This is a genomic window from Pseudomonas sp. 32A (assembly GCF_052682255.1).
The window spans coordinates 6,846,218-6,872,352 of record NZ_JBQYLY010000001.1; the positions used below are offsets into that span (position 1 = coordinate 6,846,218).

The 26,135-nt window shown below is 59.5% G+C and carries 18 protein-coding genes and 2 pseudogenes; 12 read left to right on the plus strand and 8 right to left on the minus strand.

From position 1 onward, the window contains the following. The first annotated feature begins 55 nt into the window (after positions 1-55). Positions 56-1,364: pseudogene (locus ACUN0G_RS31285) on the plus strand (C4-dicarboxylate transporter DctA). A 16-nt stretch (positions 1,365-1,380) separates the two neighbouring features. On the opposite strand, the pseudogene ACUN0G_RS31290 reads toward ACUN0G_RS31285, so the two are convergent. Continuing rightward, positions 1,381-1,476 (minus strand): annotated as a pseudogene (locus ACUN0G_RS31290) (N-acetyltransferase); the annotation flags it as partial. 33 nt (positions 1,477-1,509) lie between these two features. Here ACUN0G_RS31290 and ACUN0G_RS31295 point away from each other — a divergent pair. The 3 genes from ACUN0G_RS31295 (at position 1,510) to ACUN0G_RS31305 (ending at position 5,078) form a co-directional block, all read left to right on the plus strand. After that, positions 1,510-2,214 (plus strand): FadR/GntR family transcriptional regulator, encoded by a 705-nt coding sequence (locus ACUN0G_RS31295; protein ID WP_003212959.1) that lies wholly within the window; start codon positions 1,510-1,512, stop codon positions 2,212-2,214. Between the two features lie 17 nt (positions 2,215-2,231). After that, entirely contained in the window at positions 2,232-2,915 is a 684-nt protein-coding gene (locus ACUN0G_RS31300; RefSeq protein WP_445575287.1) for a GntR family transcriptional regulator, read from the plus strand. 519 nt (positions 2,916-3,434) lie between these two features. Further along, the gene (locus ACUN0G_RS31305) at positions 3,435-5,078 is read left to right on the plus strand and encodes an ATP-binding cassette domain-containing protein (RefSeq protein WP_445575619.1); all 1,644 of its coding nucleotides are present in this window, start codon (positions 3,435-3,437) and stop codon (positions 5,076-5,078) included. Between the two features lie 100 nt (positions 5,079-5,178). On the opposite strand, the gene ACUN0G_RS31310 is transcribed toward ACUN0G_RS31305, so the two are convergent. Continuing rightward, positions 5,179-10,038, minus strand: coding sequence for an NAD-glutamate dehydrogenase (locus ACUN0G_RS31310; protein ID WP_445575288.1), 4,860 nt, complete (start codon positions 10,036-10,038; stop codon positions 5,179-5,181). Positions 10,039-10,646: 608 nt separating this feature from the next. Here ACUN0G_RS31310 and ACUN0G_RS31315 point away from each other — a divergent pair. The 8 genes from ACUN0G_RS31315 to ACUN0G_RS31350 all read left to right on the plus strand — a co-directional run bounded on the left by ACUN0G_RS31315 (position 10,647) and on the right by ACUN0G_RS31350 (position 19,964). Next, a complete protein-coding gene (locus ACUN0G_RS31315; RefSeq protein WP_445575289.1) occupies positions 10,647-12,368 on the plus strand; it encodes an ATP-binding cassette domain-containing protein in 1,722 nt (573 codons plus the stop codon). Between the two features lie 83 nt (positions 12,369-12,451). Further along, positions 12,452-12,808, plus strand: coding sequence for a hypothetical protein (locus ACUN0G_RS31320; protein WP_421525157.1), 357 nt, complete (start codon positions 12,452-12,454; stop codon positions 12,806-12,808). A gap of 310 nt (positions 12,809-13,118) precedes the next feature. Beyond that, a complete protein-coding gene (locus ACUN0G_RS31325) occupies positions 13,119-14,078 on the plus strand; it encodes an AAA family ATPase (protein ID WP_003218556.1) in 960 nt (319 codons plus the stop codon). Between the two features lie 5 nt (positions 14,079-14,083). After that, complete coding sequence (locus ACUN0G_RS31330; RefSeq protein ID WP_003218540.1) at positions 14,084-15,016, plus strand: DUF58 domain-containing protein; 933 nt, start codon at positions 14,084-14,086, stop codon at positions 15,014-15,016. Further along, entirely contained in the window at positions 15,013-15,507 is a 495-nt protein-coding gene (locus ACUN0G_RS31335; RefSeq protein WP_445575290.1) for a DUF4381 domain-containing protein, read from the plus strand. The genes ACUN0G_RS31330 and ACUN0G_RS31335 overlap by 4 nt, the downstream gene beginning before the upstream one ends. Then, entirely contained in the window at positions 15,500-16,588 is a 1,089-nt protein-coding gene (locus ACUN0G_RS31340) for a vWA domain-containing protein (RefSeq protein ID WP_330208449.1), read from the plus strand. Before ACUN0G_RS31335 ends, ACUN0G_RS31340 begins: the two co-directional genes overlap by 8 nt. Next, positions 16,585-18,327 (plus strand): tetratricopeptide repeat protein, encoded by a 1,743-nt coding sequence (locus tag ACUN0G_RS31345; protein ID WP_445575291.1) that lies wholly within the window; start codon positions 16,585-16,587, stop codon positions 18,325-18,327. Before ACUN0G_RS31340 ends, ACUN0G_RS31345 begins: the two co-directional genes overlap by 4 nt. Continuing rightward, positions 18,324-19,964 (plus strand): BatD family protein, encoded by a 1,641-nt coding sequence (locus ACUN0G_RS31350; protein WP_258345214.1) that lies wholly within the window; start codon positions 18,324-18,326, stop codon positions 19,962-19,964. Before ACUN0G_RS31345 ends, ACUN0G_RS31350 begins: the two co-directional genes overlap by 4 nt. 175 nt (positions 19,965-20,139) lie before the next feature. On the opposite strand, the gene ACUN0G_RS31355 is transcribed toward ACUN0G_RS31350, so the two are convergent. Genes ACUN0G_RS31355 through ACUN0G_RS31380 form a run of 6 tightly spaced genes read right to left on the minus strand, consistent with a single transcriptional unit; the run spans position 20,140 to position 26,066 of the window. Continuing rightward, positions 20,140-21,882 carry an ABC transporter substrate-binding protein gene (locus ACUN0G_RS31355; protein ID WP_076014890.1) on the minus strand — a complete coding sequence of 581 codons (1,743 nt, stop codon included), beginning with the start codon at positions 21,880-21,882 and terminating at the stop codon, positions 20,140-20,142. 35 nt (positions 21,883-21,917) lie between these two features. Then, positions 21,918-22,190: a DUF2160 domain-containing protein gene (locus ACUN0G_RS31360; RefSeq protein ID WP_010173082.1), complete on the minus strand. Its 273-nt coding sequence runs from the start codon at positions 22,188-22,190 to the stop codon at positions 21,918-21,920. Positions 22,191-22,200: 10 nt separating this feature from the next. Then, a complete protein-coding gene (locus tag ACUN0G_RS31365; RefSeq protein WP_003218530.1) occupies positions 22,201-23,001 on the minus strand; it encodes a carbohydrate ABC transporter permease in 801 nt (266 codons plus the stop codon). A 10-nt stretch (positions 23,002-23,011) separates the two neighbouring features. After that, the gene (locus tag ACUN0G_RS31370) at positions 23,012-23,878 is read right to left on the minus strand and encodes a carbohydrate ABC transporter permease (protein WP_010173085.1); all 867 of its coding nucleotides are present in this window, start codon (positions 23,876-23,878) and stop codon (positions 23,012-23,014) included. Further along, entirely contained in the window at positions 23,875-24,972 is a 1,098-nt protein-coding gene (locus ACUN0G_RS31375; protein WP_421525160.1) for an ABC transporter ATP-binding protein, read from the minus strand. Before ACUN0G_RS31375 ends, ACUN0G_RS31370 begins: the two co-directional genes overlap by 4 nt. Continuing rightward, on the minus strand, positions 24,972-26,066 hold the full coding sequence (locus tag ACUN0G_RS31380) for an ABC transporter ATP-binding protein (RefSeq protein WP_003218524.1): 1,095 nt from the start codon (positions 26,064-26,066) through the stop codon (positions 24,972-24,974). The genes ACUN0G_RS31375 and ACUN0G_RS31380 overlap by 1 nt, the downstream gene beginning before the upstream one ends. Between the last annotated feature and the right edge of the window lie 69 nt (positions 26,067-26,135).

Here is a 26,135-nt window from a genome sequence, read left to right on the forward strand (position 1 = left end):
AGACCACAACAATTAAGCCCTGGACCCACCAGGGCACCGAATAGAGATCCTCCCCATGCTCAGATGGTGCTCGCGTTCGATTTTCCTGCAAGTCGTGATTGGCCTGGTGATCGGCATAATCTGCGGCCTCGCCCTCCCCGAATTCTCCTCGCAACTCAAACCTCTGGGTGACGGCTTTATCAAGCTGATCAAAATGCTGATTGGCCTGATCGTATTCTGCGTGGTGGTCAGCGGTATTTCCGGCGCCGGCGACTTGAAGAAAGTAGGCCGCATCGGCCTCAAGTCGGTGATCTACTTCGAAGCACTGACCACCGTGGCCCTGGTGATCGGCCTGATCATGGCCTTCAGCACCGGGATCGGCACCGGCGCCAATATTCACCTGGAACAACTGTCGTCTGCCGGCTTGAATGAGCTGGCCGACAAAGGCCAGCACATCAAGGGCACCAGCCAGTTCCTGATGGACCTGATCCCCAACTCGGTGATCGGCGCCTTCGCGGACAACAACGTGTTGCAAGTGCTGCTGTTCTCGGTGTTATTCGGCAGCGCGCTGAACCTGGTGGGCGAAGCCGCCTCCGGCATCTCGCGATTGATCAACGAGTTGAGCCACGTGATCTTCCGCATCATGGGCATGATCGTGCGCCTCGCCCCCATCGGCGTGTTCGGCGCCATCGCCTTCACCACCAGTACTTACGGCCTGGACTCCCTGCAACACCTGGGCAGCCTGGTGGGCCTGTTCTACCTCACCTGCTTCCTGTTCGTCGCGCTGATTCTCGGCCTGGTGATGCGCCTGTCGGGCCTGCGGATGCTGCCGCTGCTCAAGTACCTGCGGGAAGAACTGCTGATCGTGATGGGCACCGCCTCCTCCGATGCAGTGTTGCCCCAGATCATGCGTAAACTGGAGCACCTCGGTATTGGCAGCTCCACCGTGGGCCTGGTGATTCCGACGGGGTACTCGTTCAACCTCGACGGTTTCTCGATCTACCTGACCCTGGCCATCGTGTTTATCGCCAACGCCACCGGCACGCCGCTGTCGATGACCGACCTGCTGACCATCCTGCTGGTGTCGCTGATCACCTCCAAGGGCGCCCACGGGATTCCGGGCTCGGCACTGGATTCTGGCGGCGACACTGACCGCAATCCCGGCCATTCCCGTGGTGGGCCTGGTGCTGGTGTTGGCGGTGGACTGGTTCATGGGCATTGGCCGGGCGCTGACCAACCTGATCGGCAACTGCGTCGCCACCGTGGCCATCGCCCGCTGGGAAAAAGACATCGATATCCAGCGCGCCAACAAGGTGCTGGACGGGCAACAAGGGTATGCCTTCCAGGCCAAGAAGCCGGTAGTGCCTGCCCACCAAGAGTTCTGATGAGACTGACTCATCCCCTGTGGCGAGGGAGCTTGCTCCCGCTGGACTGCGCAGCAGGCCCATTTTTTGGGGCCGCTTCGCGCCCCAGCGGGAGCAAGCTCCCTCGCCACACAAAGCAGACAGTCCAATTTAAAGGGAGCCACACGTGATCACCTCGTCAACCGTCGTCAATTCAGTGGTAGAAAAACTGCGCGCCGCCCTGGCGAGGGGTCAGTGGCGGCGCGGCGAGATGCTGCCCGGCCAGCGTGAACTGGCCGAGCAAATGGGCATCAGCCGCCCAAGTCTGCGCGAAGCGGTGATCGTACTGGAAACCCTCGGCCTGGTACGTTCCATGCCCGGCAAGGGCGTGGTGGTGCTGGAAACCACCCTCAGCGAATCCCAGGCCCAGGACAGCGGCGTGGCCGACGCCAGCCTCGAAGACATCCTGCAACTGCGCTACACCCTCGAGCCGTTTATCGTAGGTTTAGTGGCGCAATCCATCAGCAGCAAGGAAGTCGGGCAACTACGCCTGACCCTGATGGACATGCGCGAAGCCCTCGACGCCGGCGACAGCGAAGCCGGGATGAACGCCTACATCGCGTTCCACGAAGAACTGTTCGCCCTGACCTCCAACCCGATCTTCCAGAACGTGGTGCAACAGACCAGCAACGCCCTCAAGCAAAGCGCCCAGGTGCTGCGCAACTCCCCCGAACACCTGGCGGAACGCTTGCAGGAAAACGACGCCGTGGTGCGCGCGATCCGCAACAAAAACAGCGCCCTGGCCAGCGCCGAAATGCGCCGGCATATCCTGCAGGAAGGCTTGCGCATGGGCATTCGCTTGAACATCCCGGATGACCATCTGGGTAGCTGACTTCCAGGAGACCGCGCATGACCGCTCACGCCCTGCACACCCCTTTCCCCTTAACGACGTTGCGCCTGGTAGGCAAGCCGAAACTCTCGGTGGACGACATCTACCCGGCGTTGTTCGACGCCATTCTCGAGCAACGCATCGCCCCCGCCAGCCGTTTTACCGAGGAGAGCCTCGGGCAAAGTTTTGGCGTCAGCCGCAGCGTCATTCGCCGAGTGCTGGCGCGGCTGTCGCACCAGCAAGTGATCATCCTGCGGCCCAACCACCGCGCCCAGGTGGCGGCGCCGGACACACAACAGACCCAGCAGATTCTTGAGGCGCGGCGCCTGACGGAAATCACCGTGGTGCAGTTGGCCTGCGCCCAGGCCAAACCGGGGCATATCCGCCAACTGCGGGAGTTGATCGCACGGGAGCGCGACTGCATCGAGCGTGACGAACGTGGCCCGGCGATTCGCCTTTCCGGAGAATTTCACCTGCAATTGGCGGCAATTGCGGGCAACGCGCCGCTGGCACAATTTCTCAACAGCCTGGTGCCGCTGACCTCATTGGCGATTGCGCAGTTTGAGGCCAAGGCTTGCACGTATTGCGCATGGCAGGAACACGTGGCGATTGTGGATGCGGTGGCGCAAGGCGATACCGGCAAAGCCGTAGCCTTAATGACTCAACATCTGGACCATCTGGAAGCCAAGCTCCTTATCACGTAGCAGCTGTCGAGCCTTGGCGAGGCTGCGTCGGCGGTGTGTCTGATACACCGCAAACGCAGCTTCGCCAAGGCTAGACAGCTGCTACGCAGACCCAACCCTGAAAATGGCGCACACAAAAACGCCCGGTATCTTTCGATACCGGGCTTTTTGTTTTAACGCTCAATCAAGCTGGTTACAGCCCCGATTGCGCATGCCAGCGTTTGGCTTCCCTACGACACCTCTCGCTCGGGAACTTTCCTACGATATTTGAGGAATTCTGAGTCTGTACTTTTGGACTCAAGATTCTAATTTTGCATAACGGAGACGACTCTTGGCGTTTGGGAGATCTAGCTCCCACATTATTCTTCATAGCATTTACTCAGATACTTCTCGACAAAGCCGAACTACCTCAAGATCTCGCCTTTATCGTTTCCATAGGTGCAACTGGATGATAGGAAAAGATTTTTTTACTTGCATTAGAATCTGTTTCAGCATAATGGCAGTCGCCGGACACAAGTTAAAGCTTTTTTTGCGCTTTCAATAGTAATGGATACTTTAACCGTGGTCTTTTCGGTGGCAGCGCCCGCACTGCTAAAAACATTGATTGACTCTTACAGCGACAACCTGCCCAGTTATAATCTTGCATGGGTAGGCGCAGCGTATGGTTTGGTCTGGTTAGCCTCTGAACTTATGCTCAGGCTCAGAGCCGTCTTTAGCAGCATTTTAATTGAGCAAGTCAAAAAAGAGGCCAGTATTCGTTTCTGCTTAAATACGATTTTCATATGGGATTCCAGCCAGCCAGCGATGTCGAGCGGAGTTTTTGCCAACAAATTTTCTCGAATAAATTCTGCCTTACCTATTTTTTTAGACGGTGTACTTTCGCAAGTATTACCACTAATTGTTAGATTTTTCCTGTCAATAGGCATCCTCATACAATTTTTACCAGTCATTTACTCCCTCACACTAGCATTAGTCGTATTTGCCTTTGGCACCATTTCTTACTTTACATTCAAACTAATTGGAGAAAGACAGACTACTGCAAACAAAATTTCACAAACCGCTTACGAAGTAATTTTAGACCTTCTAAAAAACCGCGAAATAGTAATCGCCCATTCAAATGAAAACACCGAAAAACTTAACATAGAAAGAAACTTAAATGAAATCAATACCAGCGAAGTAAAAAATACCATAACAAACCAATTCATCGGAGGGGCGCAGATAGCGGTAATGGGTGCGGGCCTTACAATAATCACCGTTTTATCCGCCGTAGATCTGTCGAAGGATGTGATTTCGGTGGGTGACTTTGTACAGATCAATGCCTATTTGCTACAGTTTGTTTTACCCGTCAGCTATTTTGGCCTAGTCATCAGCAGCATTAAGAGAGCGTCCGTTACCATTGCAGAAAATTCGGCTTTTTTGCTCACCCGCTCACTCGATTACAAGCAACATAAAATAGACTGTACAGCGTTATCCGCGCCATCAATAGAAGTGGACAATATTTACGTAAAAGGATTTGATGACTCATTCATCCTAAAAAATGTATCTTTTAAAGTTCCTCCAGGCGAATCTATTGCCATAGTGGGCAGTTCTGGCTCTGGAAAGAGCACATTGCTCAAATCACTTGCCGGACTCTACAAGCTCCACTCAGGCGACATATATGTAGACTCGGAACGCTTATCCAATACCAACGTGAAAAAATTGCGTTGCCGCCTGGGATATGTACCTCAAGAACATTACCTGTTTAACCGAACAATAAAAAGTAATATATTTTCCACCTCCAACAAGCACTACGACAAGACAATCAGCTTTTATTACAGCTCAAACATGCCTCCCATGATGAAAGAGGATGGAAATGAACGAACACTTGAAGGTTTGTCCGGTGGAGAAAAACAAAGAATTTCTCTTGCAAGAGCAGTTGCAAGAAATTCCAAACTGCTACTTCTAGACGAGCCAACAAACTCTTTGGACGTCAACTCAAAACAAATAATAAATAACTACATATTCCAAACCCTCAAGCATCATACAACAAGGATAATTATCACTCACGACCTTGAGGAAGCCAGGTTAGCTGACCACATTATCGTCTTATTAAATGGCTCAATAGTGGAGACAGGTTCACCTGCGCAGCTTATATCTTCAAGAGGTTGGTATTATGAAAACCTATTCAAACCAGCAACAATATAAACCACTCTAATTTTAAGAAGTTTGAATTAGGCATCCTGAATACAAAAAGCCCGGCATCTTTCGATACCGGGCTTTTTGTTTTAACGCTCAGTCAGACCCATTACAGCACCGACTGGCCGCTCATCGCCAGGTCCAGCAACTCACGGTTGGCCACCGCGTACATGGCGTAGTCCGTACCGACCGCAGCACGAATCTCCACCATCATCGCGCGCCAGCGCTCCACCATGCTCGCGTTCTGCTCAAGCCATAGCGCCACGCGGGCTTCCATGTCTTCTGGCGCATCGGCCATTTGCAGAACCTTGATGGTGATCGCCCGTTGCTGCCAGTCCACGTCGTCGCGGAAGGCTTCGCGGGCCTGGGCCTGCCAGTTGTTGCCCACCGGTAGATCGCTGATCTGCTGCAGGTACCACGGCAAGTCCAGGGCGCTGCCCACGGCAAAGTACGCCTTGGCCACGTCGGCAGCGCTCTGACCGGTCACGTCAGCGGCTTCGATGATCGGCAGCAAGGTGTACAGGTGGGTAGTGCCTGCCACCATGCGCGCCAACAACTCTGGCACACCGGCTTCGACATAGGCTTGGTAACGGTTCTGCCAGCCTTCGCGGGTCGGACCTTCCAGCAGTTCGTCGAGCTTGAGGCCCAACGCCGCCAGGTGCGGACCGAAGTGCGCGACGTCACGGGCAGCATCCTGCTCGTTGCGCCGGCTGCGCAGGAACCAGCGTGTGGCACGGCGGCCCAGGCGCATCAGTTCGTCCATCAACGCCAGTTGCACTTCAGCCGAAACCTGGTGGTCCAGGGCTTCGATCTGACGGAACCAGTGCGGGAGGTGGAAGATGTCACGCACGATCACGTAAGCACCGGCCACGTTCGCCGGGCTCATGCCGGTGGACTCTTTCAACCGCTGAACAAAGGTGATGCCCATGTGGTTGACCAGGTCGTTGGCGATCTGGGTGCTGACGATCTCGCGCTTCAGACGATGGCGACGCATGGCTTCGGAGAACTTCGCCACCAGGCTCGGCGGGAACGCGGTCTCCATGTCGCGGGTCAGGTAGTCGTCATCCGGTACCAGAGACTTGAGCAACGCTTCCTTGAGGTCGATCTTGCTGTAGGAGATCAGTACCGACAGCTCCGGACGGGTCAGGCCCTTGCCGGTGGCGGCACGCTCGGTCAGTTGATCTTCCGAAGGCAGGTACTCGATGGCGCGGTCCAGCTTGCCACGGCTTTCCAGGTCGCTCATCAGGCGCTTGTACTCGGCCGCTCGCTCGAAGGCTTTGCGGGCAGCCAGGGACAGGGCCTGGGTTTGCTTGTAGTTGTTGCCCAACACCAGGCTGCCGACTTCGTCGGTCATGCTCGCCAGCAACTGGTTGCGCTGCTTGTCGGTCATGTCGCCGGCCTGCACCACTTCGTTGAGCAGGATCTTGATGTTCACTTCGTGGTCGGAGCAATCCACACCACCGGCGTTGTCGATGAAGTCGGTGTTGGAACCGCCGCCATTGAGGCCGAATTCCACACGACCCAATTGGGTCATGCCGAGGTTACCGCCCTCGCCCACTACCTTGCAGCGCAACTCGTTGCCGTTGACGCGCAGGGCGTCGTTGGCCTTGTCGCCCACATCGGCGTGGCTTTCGGTGCTGGCCTTGACGTAAGTACCGATACCGCCATTCCACAACAGGTCCACCGGCGCCTTGAGCAAGGCGTTCAGCAGTTCGGTCGGGGTCAGCTTGTCGGCCTGGATGTCGAAGCGTTCTTTCATCTGCGGCGAGATGGCAATGCTCTTCGCGCTGCGCGAGAAGATACCGCCACCTTCCGACATGATGCTGGTGTCGTAGTCGGTCCAGGCCGAGCGCGGCAGGTCGAACAGGCGCTGACGTTCAGCGAAACTGTTGGCCGGGTTCGGGTTTGGATCGATGAAGATGTGCAGGTGGTTGAAGGCCGCGACCAGTTGCAGCTTGTCGGACATCAACAGGCCGTTGCCGAACACGTCGCCGGCCATATCGCCCACGCCCACCACAGTGATGCTGTCTTGCTGGACGTTGATGCCGCGCTCACGGAAGTGACGCTGCACACCCACCCAGGCACCCTTGGCGGTGATGCCCATTTTCTTGTGGTCGTAACCGGCAGAACCGCCGGAAGCGAACGCGTCACCCAGCCAGAAGCCGTAATCGATGGCGATGCCGTTGGCGATGTCGGAGAAGGTCGCAGTGCCCTTGTCCGCTGCTACTACCAGGTACGGGTCATCGTTGTCGTGGCGCACCACGTTCAACGGTGGCACCAGGGCGCCGTCTTTCAGGTTGTCGGTAATGTCCAACAGGCCGGAAATGAAGATGCGGTAGCAGGCGATGCCCTCGGCCGCGATCTCGTCCCGGCTGCCGCCCAATGGCAGGCGACGCGGCAGGAAACCGCCCTTGGCGCCCACCGGCACGATCACCGAGTTCTTCACTTGCTGGGCTTTTACCAGGCCCAATACTTCAGTGCGGAAGTCTTCTTCACGGTCAGACCAGCGCAGGCCGCCGCGAGCGACGTTACCAAAGCGCAGGTGCACGCCTTCAACCCGTGGCGAGTAGACGAAGATTTCAAACTTCGGCACCGGCTTCGGCAATTCTGGAATGGCGTGCGGGTTGAACTTGAAGCTGAAGTACGACTTGTTCTGACCGTTGGCATCCGCCTGGTAGAAGTTGGTCCGCAAGGTAGCCTTGATCAGGTCCAGGTAGCGACGCAGGATGCGGTCTTCGTTGAGCACCTGAACGTCGTCCAGGGCCGTGAGGATCGCTTGTTCCAAGCGTTGCTGCTTGTCTTCCAGGTCCTCGGCGGTGAGCTTGCGCGCCAGGTAGAAGCGAGTCTTGAACAACCGGGTCAACTCGCGGGCGATGTCGGTGTGGTTGTTCAGGGTGCTGGCGATGTAACCCAGGTCGAAGCCCAGGCGAATCTGCTTCAGGTAACGGGCGTAGGCACGCAGCAGCGCAACATCGCGCCATGGCAGGCCGGCGGTCAGTACCAGGCGGTTGAACGCATCGTTCTCGGCATCGCCATTGACGATGTGCACGAACGCGTCCTGCAGGGTGTCGTTGAGCTGCTGGATGTCGAGGTTCAGGCCTTCAGCGGCGGTGAACGCGAAATCGTGAATCCAGAACTCGCGGCCATTGGCATGACGCAGGCGGTACGGGAACTCACCCAGTACACGCAGGCCGAGGTTTTCCAGGATCGGCAGTACGTCGGACAGTGCCAGTGGGGTGTCGGCGTGATACAGCTTGCAGTGCAACTCGCGCTGACCGGAAACCTGGCCCAATGGCTGGTAGAAGCTCATCACCAGCGGGTTGGCTTCGGTGAGGCTGAGCAAGTGCTGCATGTCGACCACGGCCGAATGCGCCGCGAAACGCTCGCGGTAGCCGGCCGGGAAGCCTTTCGGGAAATCCGCCAGCACGTTGGTGCCGTGGGCTTCGCCGAAGCTTTCCACCACCAGGCTGGAATAGTCGTCCTGCCAGCTGCGGCAGGCCTGCACCACTTCTTTTTCCAGTTGCAGCGGGTCGATGTCCAGGCGGTTCTTCGGGTCTACCCGCAGGATCAGCTGGACGCGAGCCAGTACGGACTCGGAGAAGAAGGTCCAGAACTCGCAGTCCGAGGCTTTCAGGCGGTCCATCAGGACTTGCTGGATCTTCTGGCGCACTTCGGTGGAATAGATGTCCCGCGGCACATAGGCCAGGCAGTAGCAGAAGCGACCGTACGGGTCTTTGCGCAGGAACACGCGGATCTTGTTGCGTTCCTGTATCTGCACGATCGACATCACGGTGCTGAACAGCTCGTCCACCGGGGTCTGGAACAGATCATCACGGGGCAGCACCTCGACCACCTGGGCCAGTTCCTTGCCCAAGTGCGCCTTGGCCTGGAAGCCCGAACGACGTTCGATTTCCGCAACCTTGCGACGGATGTAAGGAATCACTCGCACGCTTTCGCCGTACACCGAGGAAGTGTAGAGGCCCATGAAGCGGCATTCCTTGACGACCTTGCCGTCAGCATCGATCTGGCGGATCGACACGTAGTCCGGGTAGGCCGGACGGTGTACGCGGCTTGGGTGAGCAGCCTTGGCGAACGACAGCACAGCCGGCTCGCGCAGGTAGTTCACTGCGTAGTCTTCGATGCGCAGGTCATCGGCCGTCAGGCCTGGGCGCAGCAGCTTGGTCAGACCGAGGAACGAGTGGGTGTCATATTCGATATGACCGCCATCCGCCTCGTCACGTACCACAAACTCTTCATAGCCGAGGAAGGTGAAGTGGTTGCCCACCAGCCATTCCAGGAAGCTCTTGATCTCGGCTTTTTCTTCGCCGTCGATCACGTACGAGCTGGAGTCGATACCGGCCAGCAGCTCCTGGACCTTGGCTTTCATCGGTTCGAAATCGGCGACTGCAACGCGCACTTCACCCAGTACCTGCTCAAGTTCCTTGCTCAGGACACTCAGCTCGGCGGCGTTGGCGCAGCGGTCGATTTCCAGGTACATCAGCGATTCTTGCTGAACGTCTTCGCCCTGGGTGCCTTTCGGCAGGATTTCCAGCAACTCGCCCTTCTTGCCACGACGCACGCTGAGCACGGTGGTTTGCAGGGTATGGATGCTGTAGCCACGGCGGTTCAGCTCGGTGCGTACCGAGTCCACCAGGAATGGCAGGTCGTGGTGCAACACTTCGACCGCGGTGTGGGTCGATTGCCAGCCATGACGTTCGTAATCGGGGTTGTAGACCCGCACTTGCGGTTGGTTGTGATCAAAGCGCTCAAGCAGGCGCCAGGCAGACAGGGTGCAACCGGCCAGGTCGGACAAGCGACGCTGGGTCAGTTCATCCAGGGAAATAATGCCGAAAAATTGTTCAGCGAACAGCGCCACTTGTGGCAGTGCCTGTTCACTGATGTGCTGCGCCAGTGCCGCTTGCAGTTGGTGCTGGAAGTCGGCTTTGCTGGCTGCGGTGAAGAACGCCATCTGTGGTACTCCGCTTGGGCTTGTTATTGATGGAAGCGTCGCGTGTTATCCCCTTGCGGGGAGACCGTCAGCTCTGTTCGCGGTCTACAGTAACGAATTCAGAGTGACAGGTGGGTGAAGCTGGACAAGACAATGAGGTCACATTCAACTTCCATAGGATGCGTACCTTGCCAGGTGACGGTACGACGGGCAGGTCAGACTCCTGGCAGGCTTGGAACGAGAGCCGCATCCGTTGCGCAGCTTAACGAGTGTAGGAAGCAGGCTGCTTGCGACGCTGCGACATATTCGGTCATCGGCACGCTGCTGACGGGTTGCGACTTGGGCAACCGAGTGTTTTCGGAGAAATCCCGAGGCGCCGAGTACCGGAAATGACTGATATAGCCCGTCAGGTCATATCACAAGGTCTGACATACGATGCAGCACAAAATTCGCCGCGACACGCCGATGGTTCGATTTGAGCCAGAAGTGACGCTACGATTTGAAGGAAACGCCCTACAAAAATAAAGGAAGCCCATCCCCTCCCATCAATTGAATCAGAGCAGAACCGCTGCTACTAATTATCGACTTCAACACAGGTGGAACATTCGCCTACAGTCGATAGATCCCCAATGCAAACGCTCATTAAAATTGCCTGCAAGCAGCATAGAGCCCTGCTCATCTCAACCATTGCCACGACTATCGGATTGAAGCTGATAGCGTTGGCACCGCCACTGTTGCTGGGAAAAGTCGTTGACTCACTTAACGGCACCAGCCCACCAACGATAAATATATTGCTGATACTTATCGGCGGTTTCATTTTGGCCGGATGCTTCCAGGCCTTCATAAACCCCGTACAAATATTCCTCCTGTCCCGCCTCGTACAACATATTGTTATGGACGCATCTATTGACTGGATAGAACAATTAATACGCAAGGAGTTTTATCATTTTTGCTCGTGGCGCCTGGGCCACTTTATAAAATCTGTGGAGCGAGGAGTCACAGCGCATGAAAAACTACTTACGTTTTTTGTGACTGTCGGACTCCCTGCCTGCCTGGAGTTTTTGATCGTCGGCGGCGCATTTTTTTATATGGGGGGCACCGATATTTTCCTGGCGGTCACCTGCATTGGCATTGTCTATCTGTTCGTTACCCACAAAATTATAAAGTGGCGTAGAAAGCACATTGAAACTGTCAACGAACGTGAGGATGAACTAGGCGCTGTCTTGCTCAACACCCTGAATGCGGGTAAATCGATTAAGTTGGAAAGCGCTGAAGGCACTGCTACACAGCCCTTGAATAAAGCCTTCATCCAATATGCTCATGCTGCTATCGCAGTCACCCGTTCAGGCGGCTTCTTAAGCGCGGCAAAAATTCTGTTCGTCAGCCTCGCCACAGGAGCTTTGCTTGGCTGGGGGGTCCTGGATCAACGTTCAGGGCAGCCCAGCATTAGCGTCGGCCAATTGGTTGCCATCGTCGCAATTGCCGGAAGCTTTTTGCTCAACATCACTGCACTGAGCGAAGGCTACCGAGTACTGGATCAGTTCCTCGCAGACCAGCGCCGCTTCCTACAGCTACTGTCTTTACCGAACTTTGGCGACGACAACGGCAAGAGCGAAATTCCCTTACGGCTCGAAGCAACGTTGAAGCTCAAACCCTGCACCGTGACTGATGACAATTCCATCCGCTTAACCATCAAGACAGCCATCGAATTTACCCAAAGTCAGTCAGTTGCCATCACTGGGCCAAGTGGAGCGGGGAAATCTACCTTGCTGGAAGTGCTGGCAGGCTTGAACCCCTCACTGACAAGCAGCTTGCTTATCGACGACAAGCCCATTTGCGAACTGAGTGCCCAAACGCATTTGAAGTACCTGAGGTATTGCCCCCAGTCGCCCCAGTTCCTGGAAGGCTACTTTGATCACTCCGTACTGTTTGGAATCCCCCCCTCGCCACACTTGAACCACGCAATTGAGCAACTGAACCTGGAAGAAATCGTTTTAAACCGCAGCCTCAGCGAAAACGCGTCCAATATTTCAGGAGGCGAAGCAAAGCGTCTGTCCCTGCTGCGCCTGGTCAACAGGCCCGGGGAATTCAATTTATTCGATGAACCCAGCGCGTCCATCGAACAAAAACTGGCCACGCCTGTGTGGGATCTGCTGTTCGATACCTTCGGCAAACGCGGATTGATATGCGTCACACATGATGTCCGCCACCTGCACCGTTTTGATCAGGTTATTGTCATGTCAAACGGAGCAATCATTGATCAAGGCCCTTGGAGCGAGTTGGCTAACAAAACGTCGATCTTGACGCTGTTAAGTGACTTTGATCTGGAAAACCAAACCGGCAACAGCTAGGAACCCCTCATACACGATGCAGCACAAAATTCGCCGCAATGGCACAATTGCCCTGCTTCGCCCTCCCCCACACAGGATTAACCATGCCATTGCAACTCACCACCGCCCACCTGATCGTCAACCCGTGCGATGACGAAGAAGACAACATGGCCATGCTCTGCTGCCACGGCGACAAAGGCGAGATGTTCATGGTGACCCGTTATCCGGATGAGGACGAGGTGGAGATCACCTGGGATTACGAGCCGTCGACCCTGGACGGGCTGAAGATCACCCTGAGTGCTACGACGCTGGTGGTGGAGATTGGCGCAGCGGATGCGGATGCGTTGGGCGGCAGCGATCATCTGGAAATCAGCCACGGCACCGCCGAGTCGGACCTGGCCGAAGTGGAGGAAACCTTGCAGAACATTCTCAAGGGCACCGGGACCTATATCCGGGCCTAGCTGCCAAACCCGCACAATGTGGCGAGGGAGCTTGCTCCCGCTGGGCTGCGAAGCGGCCCCTAACCAGCCTGCTGCGTTCTGCCTGGAAAAACTCGACAGCCTTATTGGGGCTGCTGCGCAGCCCAGCGGGAGCAAGCTCCCTCGCCACAAAGGAAGGTACCCGTCGGCAAAAACCTCAGAAATTTCCCACATTTGCCAAAAAATACCCCCCGCGCCGTTAGTCTCCACCCCCTCCGATGCATTAAAGTAACGCCCCCAGGCCTGGCATTTTTCGCAATGCCCAGTCTCACCCCTCCAGGAACCGTCATCGATGGAACATCGTGAAGCGCTGCTTGCGCTGCGAACCTTTCTTTCAACGCAGATTCTCGGCCAGGAAAAACTCATCGAGCGCTTGCTCATTGCCCTGCTCGCCGATGGCCATATGCTGGTTGAAGGCGCTCCCGGCCTGGCCAAGACCAAGGCTATCAAGGAGCTTGCCGAAGGGATCGAGGCACAGTTCCATCGCATCCAGTTCACCCCCGACCTGCTGCCCGCCGACATCACCGGCACCGAGATCTATCGCCCGGAAACCGGCAGTTTCGTGTTCCAGCAAGGTCCGATCTTCCACAACCTGGTGCTGGCGGACGAAATCAACCGGGCCCCGGCCAAGGTGCAGTCGGCATTGCTCGAAGCCATGGCCGAGCGCCAGGTCAGCGTGGGGCGCAGCACTTACGAGTTGTCGCCATTGTTCCTGGTGATGGCCACGCAAAACCCCATCGAGCAGGAAGGCACCTACCCGCTGCCTGAAGCCCAACTCGACCGGTTCCTGATGCACGTGAAAATCGGCTTCCCGGACGCCGCTGTCGAGCGCCGCATCCTGCAGCAAGCCCGTGGCGAAGCGCTAAACGGCGAGACCAAGCCCGAGCGCCGGGTCAGCCAGCAGGCGATTTTCGCCGCCCGCAAGGAAATCCTCGGCCTGTACATGGCCGACGCGGTGGAGGAATACCTGGTGCAACTGGTCATGGCCACCCGTACCCCGGCCAAGTTTGACCCGGAAATGGCCGAGTGGATTGCCTATGGCGCCAGCCCGCGCGGCTCGATTGCCCTGGACCGTTGCGCCCGGGCCCACGCCTGGCTGGCCGGTCGCGATTTCGTCAGCCCGGAAGACATCCAGGCGGTGCTGTTCGACGTGCTGCGTCACCGGATCATTCTGTCGTTCGAAGCTGAAGCGGCCGGTATCGACCAGGACCGTGTGGTGCAACGCATTCTCGACGTCGTTGCCGTCGCTTGACGCCCATGAACGCTGGCGATGGAACCCGTGTCACCTTGAGCGAATTGATCGAGATGCGCCATCGCGTCCGAGAAGTGCAGCTGTTTTCCACGCCAAGCCAGCGTAGCCCGCTGATCGGCCTGCACCACTCGAAACTGCGCGGGCGCGGAGTCGACTTCGATCAGGTGCGGGTCTACCAGGCCGGCGACGACGTGCGCACCATCGACTGGCGTGTTACCGCACGCACCCAAGAGCCCCACACCAAGCTGTTCCATGAAGAACGCGAACGGCCGATCTTCATCATGGTGGAGCAAAGCTGCCGCTTGTTCTTCGGCTCGGGGCAGATGTTCAAGTCGGTGCTGGCGGCCCAGGCGGCGAGCCTGATTGGCTGGGCGGCACTGGGCCACAATGACCGGGTCGGCGGGCTGGTGTTCGGCGACAGCGAGCACTACGAAATCAAACCCCGGCGCAGCAAGCAAAGCCTGCTGCAACTGCTGAACCGTCTGGTGCGGGTCAACCAGAGCCTCAACACCGAACGCCGCCCCGAAGCCGACGCCCTCGGCATGGCCTTGCGCCGTGCCCGGGAAGTATTGCGCCCAGGCAGCCTGGTGATTGTGATCTGCGACGAACGCGCCCTGACCGAAGGCGCCGAGCAACAGCTGAGCCTGTTGTCGCGGCATTGCGACCTGCTGCTGTTGCCGGTCTCCGACCCGCTGGACCACGCCCTGCCCGCCGCCGGCCTGCTTCGCTTCGCGGAACGTGGCGCCCAGCTGGAGCTGGACACCCTGAATTTTGATCTGCGCCAGGCCTACAAAGCCCAGGCCGAAGCCCGCAGCGCACGCTGGGAATTGCTCGCGCAAAAGCTGCGGGTGCTGTTGATGCCCTTGAGTACCCAGGGTGAAATGGTCGAGCAACTGCGCGAATACCTGAACCCGCAACGCCCGGTTAAAAAGCAATGAGCAGCCTCGACCAACTGCAACCCCTGATCGCCCCGCCGGTGATCGGCTTCTGGCCGCCGGCGCCGGGCTGGTGGCTGTTGCTGCTGATCATCCCGCTGGCGGGTTGGGGCCTGTGGTGGCTGCGCCGCTTCCTGCCGGCCAAGCGCCCGCTGGCCCGTGCCGAGCAACCCCTGGACCCGCTGCGCATCGCCGCCCTCGCCGAACTGGCCCTGATGCCCAAACCCTACGACGGCGCGCCGGCCGGTGCCTGGCTGCAACAACTCAACGGCCTGCTCAAACGCCTGTCCCGCAATGACTACCCCTACAGCCAGAGCCACACCCTCAACGGCCGCAAGTGGCTGGCGTTCCTCGACAACCGTTGCCCCGCCGCTGGCCTGACCCGTTGGATGGTGCTGGTGGAAGGTGCCTACAAGCCCGAATGCAAACTCGACGACAAGGCCATCGCCGGGCTGACCCAAGCCGTCGACACCTGGATTCGCAAACATGTTTGAGTTCGCCTGGCCGTGGATCTTTGCCCTGTTGCCATTGCCCTGGTTGCTGCGCCTCATCCTGCCGGCGGCCGACAGTGGCGAACCGGCGCTGAAAGTCAGCTTCCTCAGCGACCTCGAAGGCTTGGCCCGTCGCCGTGCGCGGGTCAACCTGCCGGGATGGCGCCAGCAAGCGCCGTTCGTGTTCCTGTGGCTGCTGCTGTTAACCGCAGCCGCGCGCCCGGAATGGCTCGGCGAGCCCTTGCCGATTGCAGCCAGCGGCCGCGACTTGCTGGTGGCTGTGGACGTTTCCGGTTCGATGGACTTCCCCGATATGCAATGGCAGGACGAGGACGTCAGCCGCCTGAGCCTGGTCAAGCACCTGCTGGGGGATTTCCTGGAAGGCCGCGAAGGTGACCGCGTGGGACTTATCCTGTTCGGCAGCCAGGCCTATCTGCAAGCGCCGCTGACCTTTGACCGACGCACCGTGCGCACCTGGCTCGACGAAGCACGAATCGGCATCGCCGGTAAAAACACCGCAATAGGCGACGCCATCGGCCTGGCCCTCAAGCGCCTGCGCCAGCGTCCGGCCCAAAGCCGGGTGCTGATCCTGGTTACCGACGGCGCCAACAATGCCGGCGAAATCGACCCGCTGACCGCCGCCCGCCTGGCCGCCGAAGAAGGCGTGAAAATCTACCCGATCGGCATCGGCGCTGATCCCGAGGAAACCGGCTCCCTGGGCGTCCTCGGCGTCAACCCGAGCCTGGATCTTGACGAACCGGCCCTCAAGGCCATCGCCGAGGCCACTGGCGGCCGCTACTTCCGCGCCCGGGACGGCAATGAACTGTTGAAGGTCAAGGAAACCCTCGACCAGCTTGAACCCGTGGCCCAGCAACCGACTCAGGCGCGCCCTGCGCAAGCGCTGTACAGCGCGCCGCTGGCGTTGGCGCTGGTCCTCAGCATGCTGCTGGTGATCCAGGAGCGCTGGCCGGATAACGCCCTGCAACGGCTGCTCAACAAACTCTCGAGCAAGGGCCGTTTCCTGCAACCCAATCCTGAATGGCGCGAGCGCCTCAAACGCCTGCGTTTGCGGAGGCGTCGATGATCGCCCTGTGGCCGCACTGGTTCCGCCCCTGGTGGCTGTTGCTGTTGCCGCTGCTCGGCTGGTTGCTGTGGCAGTTGTGGCACCGCCAGAAACGCGCCGGGCGCTGGCAGATGATTCTGCCGCCGGCGTTCCATGCCGCGTTGCTCAGCGGCGGCAGTGGCCGCGAAAGCAAGTCGCCATGGGTGGTGCTCGGCATCGCCTGGCTGCTGGCCGTGCTGGCGTTGCTTGGCCCGAGTTGGCAGCGCGTCGAGCAGCCCAGCCAGAAACCTGCCGACCCGTTGGTGGTGTTGCTGGAACTGACCCCGGAAATGCTCGCCACCGACAGCCCGCCCAGCCGCCTCGAACAGGCGCGGCGCAAGCTGTTCGACTTGCTCCAGGCCCGCAGCGATGCGCAGACCGCCATCGTGGTCTACGCCGGCAGCGCGCACACGCTGGTGCCGCTGTCCGACGACCTGGCCACCAGCCATAACCTGCTGGAAGCCCTGCGCCCCTCGATCATGCCCGAGCCCGGCCACCGCGCAGACCTGGCGGTGGAAAAAGCCCTGAGCCTGCTCAAGCATGGCGGCCTCGGCCAGGGCCGACTGCTGCTGATCGGCTCTTCCCTGTCCAAGCAGGAGCGCCAGGGCATTCGCCTGCAATTGCAAAGCAACCAGGCGCCGAGCTTGTCGATCCTCGGCATCGGCAGCCGTGAAGGCACCCCGGTGACCCAGGAAAGCGGCGAATTCCTCAAGGACGCCCAAGGCGCAATCCTCGTACCGCGTCTCGACAGCCCGACCCTCAAAGCCTTCGCCAGCGAAATGGGCGGCCTCTACCGCCAGGCACGCCTGGACGACAAGGACCTGCGCCACCTCGGGATGCTGGACGGCCCGCAAAGCCTGCGCAATGACGGCCAACTGCTGCACCTCGACACCTGGGCCGACCAGGGTTACTGGCTGCTCTTGCCGCTGTTGCTGCTCGCCGCCTGCGCCGGGCGCCGCGGCTGGCTGTTCTTCCTGCCGTTGCTGCTGTTGGGCACGCCGCAGCCCAGCTATGCCTTCGACTTCCAGGACCTGTGGTTGCGCCCCGACCAACAGGGCCAACTGCTGCTGAAGAAAAAACGCCCGGCCGAAGCGGCCGAACACTTCGAAGACCCGCAATGGCAAGGCGTCGCGCTGTATGAAGCGGGCAACTATGCCGAAGCCGCCAAACGGTTTGCCGAGGGCAACGACGCCTATTCCCACTACAATCGGGGCAATGCCCTGGCCAAAAGCGGCGAGCTGGAAGCGGCGATCGACGCCTACGAACAAGCCCTCGAAGCCCAGCCCGACTTGCAGCCGGCGCTGAAGAACAAAGCGCTGGTGGAAAGCCTGATGCAGCAGGAACCGGAAAAAACCGAGCCGACCAAACCGGCAAAAAACGAGGATGACGAAACCACGCAACCCGGCCAGACTGCGCAACCAGGCGCCAGCAGCCAGACCGCCACCGGTGGCGAGCAGACGTCCCAAGGCCAGGGCCAGCCCGGCGCGACCGACACGCAAACCGGGGCCACGCCCCACGCCGGCAGCAACGAGGTCCCCGGCAGCGAGTTGGGTGATGAGCAAACCACCACCCCGCCCCTGCGCCCCGCAAACGGCAACATTGAAGGCGAACAGCGCCAGGCCCTGGAACAATGGCTGCGGCAGATCCCGGACAACCCCGGCGAGCTGCTGCGACGCAAATTCTGGTACGAACAGCAACAACATCAGGACAAGACTCGATGAACCGCTGCACCGCCCTTCTTCTCACCCTCGCGTTGTGGGCCAGCCAGGCCCAGGCAGCCGGCCTGGTGGCCAGTGTCGACCGCAGCCGCATCAATTCCGGGGAGACGGTGGAACTGACGGTGGAGTCCAACGATGTCACGCTGTTCGGCAAACCGGACCTGGCGCCCCTGGACCCGCTGTTTGAAGTCAGCGGCACCCGCCAGATCAACCAGCTCACTACATTGGGTGGCGATAACCACGCCACCACCCGCTGGATCATCACCCTGCTGCCCAGGCAGAACGGCACCGTGGTGATTCCGCCGTTGCAGATCGGCGAACTCAAGACCCAGCCGATCACCCTGCAAGTGGTGGAGACCGTCAGCCAGAACACCGAGGCCCAACTGGCCCCCGTATTCATCGAAACCAACCTCGACCAGGACAGTGTCTACGTCCAGGCCCAGGCGTTGCTCACCGTGCGCGTCTACCACTCGGTGTCGCTGTACGACGACAGCAGCCTCACGCCGTTGCAGGTTGCCGATACGCGCATCGAACAATTGGGCGAGTCGCGCACCTACGAAAAAGTCATCAATGGCATACGCCATGGCGTGATCGAAACCCGCTATGCGATCTACCCGCAGCACAGCGGCACGTTGACCATTCCGGCGCAGACATTCAGCGCCACCCTGGTGGAGCCACGGCCCGCCCAGGACAACAACCCCCAAGGCTCCAAGCCCGGCAAACTGATCCACGTCAGCTCGCCGGAGTTGTCGCTGACCGTCAAGGCCAAGCCGGCAATGTACCCGGCCGACGCTCCCTGGCTGCCGGCACGCAGCCTGACGCTGACGGAAAGCTGGAACCCCGAGCCCGATCACGTACAGGTCGGCGACTCCCTGACCCGCAGCCTCACCTTGAAAGCCGAAGGCCTGGCCGGCGCGCAACTGCCGCCGCTGGCGCTGAGCGACATCCCCGGCCTGCGCCGCTACCCGGACCAGCCGGTGCTGAGCAACCAGAACAACGACCGTGGCCTGATCGGCAGCCGTGAAGACCGCGAAGCCCTGGTGCCCAACCGTGTCGGCGCACTCGAACTGCCGGCGGTGGAAGTGGTGTGGTGGAACACCCATGAAGACCACCTGGAACGCACCAGCCTGCCGGCGCGCACCCTGCAAGTGGCTACCAACCCGAGCCTGATCGTCGACACGCCGGCCAGTCCAACGGTGATCACCGCGCCGGACAATGACAGCCTGTGGATCTGGCAACTGACCAGCCTGATCCTGGCCTGCACCACCCTGCTGGGCTTCGGCTTGTGGTGGCGTGCGCGCTGGCAGCCGGCAATCCTGCGCGCCGCGCAAACCGGCCCGAGCCCGCGCACCTTGCTGGACGACCTCAAGCGGGCGAGCCAGGCCAATGACCCGCAGGCCACGCGCCAGGCACTGGATGCCTGGGCGCGGCAGCAGCCGGAAACCCTGGCGGACATGGCCGCGCGGTTTGTGCCGCTGTCGGATGCGCTGGATGGGTTGAACGGCGCGCTGTACAGCGAGAGTGGGCAGTATTGGCAGGGTGAGGAATTGTGGCGGGCGGTGAAGGCCATTCCGATGGCGGAGCGCGAGCAGGATCCTGCGGGGGACAGCACCAGCTTGCCGCCGCTGTATCCCAAGTAGCCCCCCTTTGCAGAAACACCACGAAGCAAATGTGGGAACCGGGCTTATGTGGGAGCTGGCTTGCCTGCGATGGCATCACCGCGGTCTGGCTGACAGACCGAGGTGCCTGGATCGCGGGCAAGCCCGGCTACCACAAAAGCCCGGCTCCCACATTTTTTGATCTGCTGCGTCTGGGTTACTTGCGCGCCGCCTCCCACGACTTCAGCAACTCGTTATAGCTGACGGTTTCGCCCTGTGGCTTCTCATTCGCCAACTTAGGTTTCGGCGCACCCGGCTGGTCGAACCAGTACTGCGCGTCCCGTTCTTCGTTCATTTTCGGCCCGCAAATCGGCTGCACCTTGGAGCGTTCCAGGCGCGTCATGATCGCGTCCTGATCCTTGGCCAACCCGTCCAGCGCCTGCTGCGGCGTCTTCTCTCCGCTGGCCGCTTCCGAAATATGGCTCCACCACAATTGCGCCAACCGTGGATAGTCCGGCACGTTGGTGCCGGTCGGGGTCCACTCCACGCGGGCCGGGCTGCGGTAGAACTCCACCAACCCGCCGAGTTTCGGCGCCAGGTCGGTCATGGCCTGGGAGTTGATGTCGGACTCACGAATCGGCGTCAGGCCCACGATAGTTTTCTTCAGTGAAACGGTTTTCGAGGTCACGAACTGCGCGTACAGCCAGGCCGCCAGTTTTTGCTTCTCGGGCGTCGACTTGAGGAAGGTCCAGGAACCCACGTCCTGATACCCCTTCTTCATGCCCTTTTCCCAATAAGGCCCGACGGGTGATGGCGCCATGCGCCACTTCGGCGTGCCGTCGGCGTTCACCACTGGCAGGCCCGGCTTGGTCATGTCGGCGGTAAACGCGGTGTACCAGAAAATCTGCTGGGCGATGTTGCCCTGGGATGGCACCGGGCCGGATTCGGAGAAGGTCATGCCTGCCGCTTCCGGTGGCGCGTAGGCCTTCATCCAGTCCACGTATTTCTGCGTGGCAAAGACCGCCGCCGGGCCGTTGGTGTCGCCGCCACGGGTCACACTGGAGCCCACCGGGTGGCAGTCCTCCACGCGAATGCCCCATTCGTCCACGGGCAAACCGTTGGGCAGGCCTTTGTCGCCGCCACCGGCCATGGAGAACCAGGCATCGGTGAAACGCCAGCCGAGGGACGGGTCTTTTTTGCCGTAGTCCATGTGCCCGTAGACGCGCTTGCCGTCGATTTCCTTGACGTCTTCGCTGAAGAATTTGGCGATGTCTTCGTAGGCCGACCAGTTCACCGGTACGCCGAGTTCATAGCCGTACTTTTCCTTGAACTTGGCTTTCAGGTCCGCCCGCTCAAACCAGTCGGCGCGGAACCAGTACAGGTTGGCGAACTGCTGATCGGGCAATTGGTAGATCTTGCCGTCCGGCGCGGTGGTGAATGAGATACCGATGAAGTCCTTGATGTCCAGGGTCGGCGAAGTGAAGTTCTTGCCTTCGTTGGCCATCAGGTCGGTGATGGATTCTGTCTTGCCATAGCGAAAGTGCGTACCGATCAAGTCGGAATCGTTGACCCAGCCGTCATAGATATTCTTGTCGGACTGCATCTGGGTTTGCAGCTTTTCCACCACGTCGCCTTCCTGCAGCAGGTCGTGGGTCAGCTTGATCCCGGTGATTTCGCTGAATGCCTTGGCCAGCACCTTGGACTCGTATTCGTGGGTGGTGAGGGTTTCCGACACCACGTTGATCTTCATCCCACGAAACGGCTCCGCAGCCTTGATAAACCACTTCAGCTCTTCGAGTTGCTGGGCTTCGGTGAGGGTCGACGGTTTGAACTCACTGCCGATCCATTTTTTCGCAGCGTCTTCATAAGCATCCGCCCAGGCCGCAGCACTGAGCCCGCTGAGCGCCAGCACGGCCGCCAATGAAATGCTATGTCGCAGCTTATTGTTTTTATCGAACATAGAGACCTCCTGGTTTTGGGGTTCAAAAGGGGCAGCTAGCCCCAACGCATCACAGACAACAGCCACACCAGAGACAGCGCGGACGCCACCCAGATGCTCCAGCCGGTTACGCCGATCACCAACAAATGCAGGTAGGCGCTGCCGAGAAGACCGATAAACAAGCGATCACCACGGGTGGTGCTGATCGGTAACAAACCGCGCCGGGGGATACTTGGCGAACGCAACTCCCAAGTCGTCATGCCCACCAGCAGCAGGCCGATTGCGGCAAAGAACAGTGCAGTCGGGGTAGTCCAGGCCATCCATTCCATCATCGACTCCTCAGACCCGGCCCAGGGCAAAGCCCTTGGCCACGTGGTTGCGAACAAACCAGATCACCAGCATGCCCGGCAGGATGGTCAACACCCCCGCCGCCGCCAGCACGCCCCAGTCGATGCCGGACGCCGACACTGTGCGGGTCATCACCGCCGCGATCGGCTTGGCGTTCACCGATGTCAGCGTGCGCGCCAGCAGGAGTTCGACCCAGGAAAACATGAAGCAGAAAAACGCGGTGACGCCGATCCCCGAGCCAATCAGCGGGATGAAGATCTTCACGAAAAACTTGGGGAAGCTGTACCCATCGATGTAGGCCGTTTCGTCGATTTCCTTGGGCACGCCGGACATGAAGCCTTCGAGAATCCACACCGCCAGCGGCACGTTGAACAGGCAATGAGCCAGGGCCACCGCGATATGCGTATCGAACAAGCCAATGGAGGAATACAGCTGGAAGAACGGCAGCAGAAACACCGCCGGCGGCGCCATACGGTTGGTCAGCAGCCAGAAGAACAGGTGCTTGTCGCCCAGGAAGCGGTAACGCGAGAACGCGTAGGCCGCCGGCAGCGCCACACTCAGGGAAATCACCGTGTTGAGGCTGACGTAGTACAGCGAGTTGAGGTAGCCGGTGTACCAGCTCGGGTCAGTGAAAATCACCTTGTAGTTGGCAAAGGTAAAGTCCTGGGGAAACAGGGTCAGGCCGCCGAGGATTTCGGTGTTGCTCTTGAAGGACATGTTCAGCAGCCAGTAGATCGGCACCAGCAGGAACAGGATGTAGACCAGCAGCGGGATCAGCTTGCGCTTGCTCATGTTGGCGGCCTCAGCGGTTGGCGTCGGAGTGGGTCATGGCGGTGTAGAACAGCCAGGACACCAACAGGATGATCAGGAAGTACACCAGCGAAAACGCCGCCGCCGGGCCCAGGTCGAATTGGCCGACAGCCATCTGGGTAAGCGTCTGGCTGAGGAAGGTAGTGGCATTCCCCGGCCCGCCGCCCGTCAGCACAAACGGCTCGGTGTAGATCATGAAACTGTCCATGAAGCGCAGCATCACCGCGATCAGCAGCACGCTTTTCAGCTTGGGCAGCTGGATATGTCGGAATACCGCCCAGCTCGACGCCCGATCAATCCGCGCCGCCTGGTAGTACACATCGGGGATCGCCCGCAGCCCCGAGAAACACAGCAACGCCACCAGGGACGTCCAGTGCCACACGTCCATCACCAGCACCGTGACCCAGGCGTCCATGGTGTTGGCCGCGTAGTTGTAGCTGATGCCCATGGCGTTGAGCGTTGAACCCAGCAGGCCGATATCGGCGCGGCCGAAAATCTGCCAAATGGTGCCGACCACGTTCCATGGGATCAGCAGCGGGATCGCCATCACGATCAACACCAGCGACGACCAGCGTCCCTTGGTGGGCATGGTCAGTGCAATGGCGATGCCCAGCGGAATCTCGATCAACAGCACACACGCGGAATAGATGAATTGGCGCAGCAGCGAGTCATGCAGGCGCGGGTCCAGCAGTACCTGTTTGTACCAGTCGGCGCCGACGAAGTAGCGGCTGGACTGGTCGAAGATGTCCTGCACCGAATAGTTGACCACAGTCATCATCGGGATCACCGCGCTGAAGGCCACCAGCAGGAACACCGGCAATACCAGCCACCAGGCCTTGTTGTTCTGCACCTTGTTCATGGCTGCACCTCCAGCAAGTAGTCGTCGGCATACACCATCAGCCACTGCCCCGGAAAGCTGATGGACGCCTGGCCTTCGGGCACTGGTTTGTCTTCGGCCAGGCGCACTTTCAACGGGGCGCCGTCGAGGTTGAGGGTCATGATCTTGTAGGTGCCGAGGTCTTCGACATGGGTGACGTGCGCCTGTAGCGCGTCGGGATTGTGCTCATCCCACACATGGATAAATTCCGGGCGGATGCCGACCTGCAGCTTCTTGTAGGGCGTTTCGCCAATACGCTGCTGCAACGCCTCGGGCAACGCCAGGTGTGTCCCGGCAAAGCGCACGCCACCCGCCTCTGCCTGCACTTCAATCAGATTCATCCCCGGGCTGCCGATGAAATAGCCGACAAAGGTGTGGCTCGGCCGCTCGAACAACTCCCGGGGCGTACCGAACTGCACGATCTGGCCGCCGTACATCACCGCGATCTTGTCGGCGAAGGTTGAGGCTTCCAGTTGGTCGTGGGTCACGTAGACCATGGTGATGTTGAACTGCTCATGGATCTGCTTGAGCTTGCGCCGCAGCTTCCACTTCAGGTGCGGGTCGATCACCGTCAGCGGTTCGTCGAACAGGATCGCCGACACGTCATCCCGCACCAGCCCGCGGCCCATGGAGACTTTCTGCTTTTCATCGGCGGTGAGGTTGCGGGCCTTTTTGCCCAGCAGGTTTTGCAGGTCAAGTACCTCGGCAATTTCCTGCACCTTGCTGTGAATCTTCGCCTCGGCCATGCCCTGGTTTCGCAGGGGAAAGGCCAGGTTGTCGAACACGGTCATGGTGTCGTACACCACCGGGAACTGAAACACCTGGGCGATGTTGCGTTTTTCCGGGGTCAGCTCGTTGACCACCTTGGTGTCGAACAGCACCTGGCCTTCGGACGGGCTGAGCAGGCCGGAGATGATGTTGAGCAAGGTCGACTTGCCGCAGCCCGACGGCCCGAGCAAGGCGTAGGCGCCGCCCTGCTCCCAGACGTGGTTCATCTCGCGAATCGCGTAGTCCTCGGGGCCGTTTGGCTTGGAGCTGTAGCTGTGGGCCAGGTTCTGCAAATGGATCTCGGCCATCAGGCAACCCTCGCGACACGGCGGCCCGGAGCCTGGACCAGACGTCCCTGGCCATCGAACACAAACAATTTGTGGGTAGGGATATAGATGCGGATCGGCGCGTCGACGTCGTACTCGTGCACCCCGGGCAAGTGCAGCACCAGCAGGAAGTGTTCGCTGCGCACGTGCAAGAAGGTTTCCGAGCCGCTGATCTCGGCGACTTCCACGGTCACTGCCAGCTCCAGGTCATCGTCGTTGCTCGGCACCAGGCTGATATGGCTGGGGCGCACGCCAAAGCGAAACTCGCCTTCGCCGATGGGCCGCAGGTCAACGTTCAGCGGGAAGTGCACGAAGTTGGCGAAGCTCACTTCGTTGCCGCTGATACGCCCGGGCATCAGGTTGATCGGCGGCTCGGAAAACAGCTCGGCCGCCAGCACAGTTTGCGGCTGGTGATAGACCTCGGCCGCCTTGCCGCTCTGGATCACCCGGCCCTCATGCAGAATCGTGGTGGTGCCGCCCAGGGCCAGGGCTTCGTTGGGTTCGGTGGTGGCGTAGATCGCGATGGTATGGCGTGCCTTGAACAGCTCGCGCATTTCCTGGCGCAGTTCTTCCCGCAGCTTGTAGTCCAGGTTCACCAGGGGTTCATCGAACAGAATCAGCTCGGCATCCTTGACCAGCGCCCGGGCCATGGCGGTGCGTTGCTGCTGGCCGCCGGAGAGTTCCAGGGGATGACGCTGGAGAAATTTCTCGATGCGCAGCATTTTCGCGGTTTCGAGAACCTTGCTCTGAATCTGCTCGGCCGACACACCGGCCTGGCGCAGCGGCGAGGCGATGTTCTCGAACACGGTCATGGTCGGGTAGTTGATGAACTGCTGATAGACCATCGACACGTTGCGCAAACGCACCGGTTTCTGGGTGACATCGACGCCGTTCATCAGGATGCGCCCGCTGTCGGGCTTGTCCAGGCCGGCCATCAGGCGCATCAGGCTGGTCTTGCCGGAGAGCGTGCGGCCCAGCAATACATTGAAGGAACCGGCTTCGAAACGCAGGTTGGCGTCGTCGATCCAGGTCTGGCCTTCGACAACGCGAGTGACGTGCTCCAGGGTCAATGACATGACACGACCTTTTTATTATTGGAATGGTTCTGGCAGGAACAACACAGAGCGAGTTCCGTGCCAAAAATC

Coding starts and splice junctions, on each gene's coding strand:
- ACUN0G_RS31325 (WP_003218556.1), top strand. CDS start 13,119: ATGGAACATCGTGAAGCGCTGCTTGCGCTGCGAACCTTTCTTTCAACG.
- ACUN0G_RS31370 (WP_010173085.1), bottom strand. CDS start 23,878: ATGAACAAGGTGCAGAACAACAAGGCCTGGTGGCTGGTATTGCCGGTG.
- ACUN0G_RS31300 (WP_445575287.1), top strand. CDS start 2,232: ATGACCGCTCACGCCCTGCACACCCCTTTCCCCTTAACGACGTTGCGC.
- ACUN0G_RS31345 (WP_445575291.1), top strand. CDS start 16,585: ATGATCGCCCTGTGGCCGCACTGGTTCCGCCCCTGGTGGCTGTTGCTG.
- ACUN0G_RS31335 (WP_445575290.1), top strand. CDS start 15,013: ATGAGCAGCCTCGACCAACTGCAACCCCTGATCGCCCCGCCGGTGATC.
- ACUN0G_RS31350 (WP_258345214.1), top strand. CDS start 18,324: ATGAACCGCTGCACCGCCCTTCTTCTCACCCTCGCGTTGTGGGCCAGC.
- ACUN0G_RS31330 (WP_003218540.1), top strand. CDS start 14,084: ATGAACGCTGGCGATGGAACCCGTGTCACCTTGAGCGAATTGATCGAG.
- ACUN0G_RS31355 (WP_076014890.1), bottom strand. CDS start 21,882: ATGTTCGATAAAAACAATAAGCTGCGACATAGCATTTCATTGGCGGCC.
- ACUN0G_RS31310 (WP_445575288.1), bottom strand. CDS start 10,038: ATGGCGTTCTTCACCGCAGCCAGCAAAGCCGACTTCCAGCACCAACTG.
- ACUN0G_RS31340 (WP_330208449.1), top strand. CDS start 15,500: ATGTTTGAGTTCGCCTGGCCGTGGATCTTTGCCCTGTTGCCATTGCCC.
- ACUN0G_RS31320 (WP_421525157.1), top strand. CDS start 12,452: ATGCCATTGCAACTCACCACCGCCCACCTGATCGTCAACCCGTGCGAT.
- ACUN0G_RS31365 (WP_003218530.1), bottom strand. CDS start 23,001: ATGAGCAAGCGCAAGCTGATCCCGCTGCTGGTCTACATCCTGTTCCTG.
- ACUN0G_RS31315 (WP_445575289.1), top strand. CDS start 10,647: ATGCAAACGCTCATTAAAATTGCCTGCAAGCAGCATAGAGCCCTGCTC.
- ACUN0G_RS31380 (WP_003218524.1), bottom strand. CDS start 26,066: ATGTCATTGACCCTGGAGCACGTCACTCGCGTTGTCGAAGGCCAGACC.
- ACUN0G_RS31360 (WP_010173082.1), bottom strand. CDS start 22,190: ATGGAATGGATGGCCTGGACTACCCCGACTGCACTGTTCTTTGCCGCA.
- ACUN0G_RS31375 (WP_421525160.1), bottom strand. CDS start 24,972: ATGGCCGAGATCCATTTGCAGAACCTGGCCCACAGCTACAGCTCCAAG.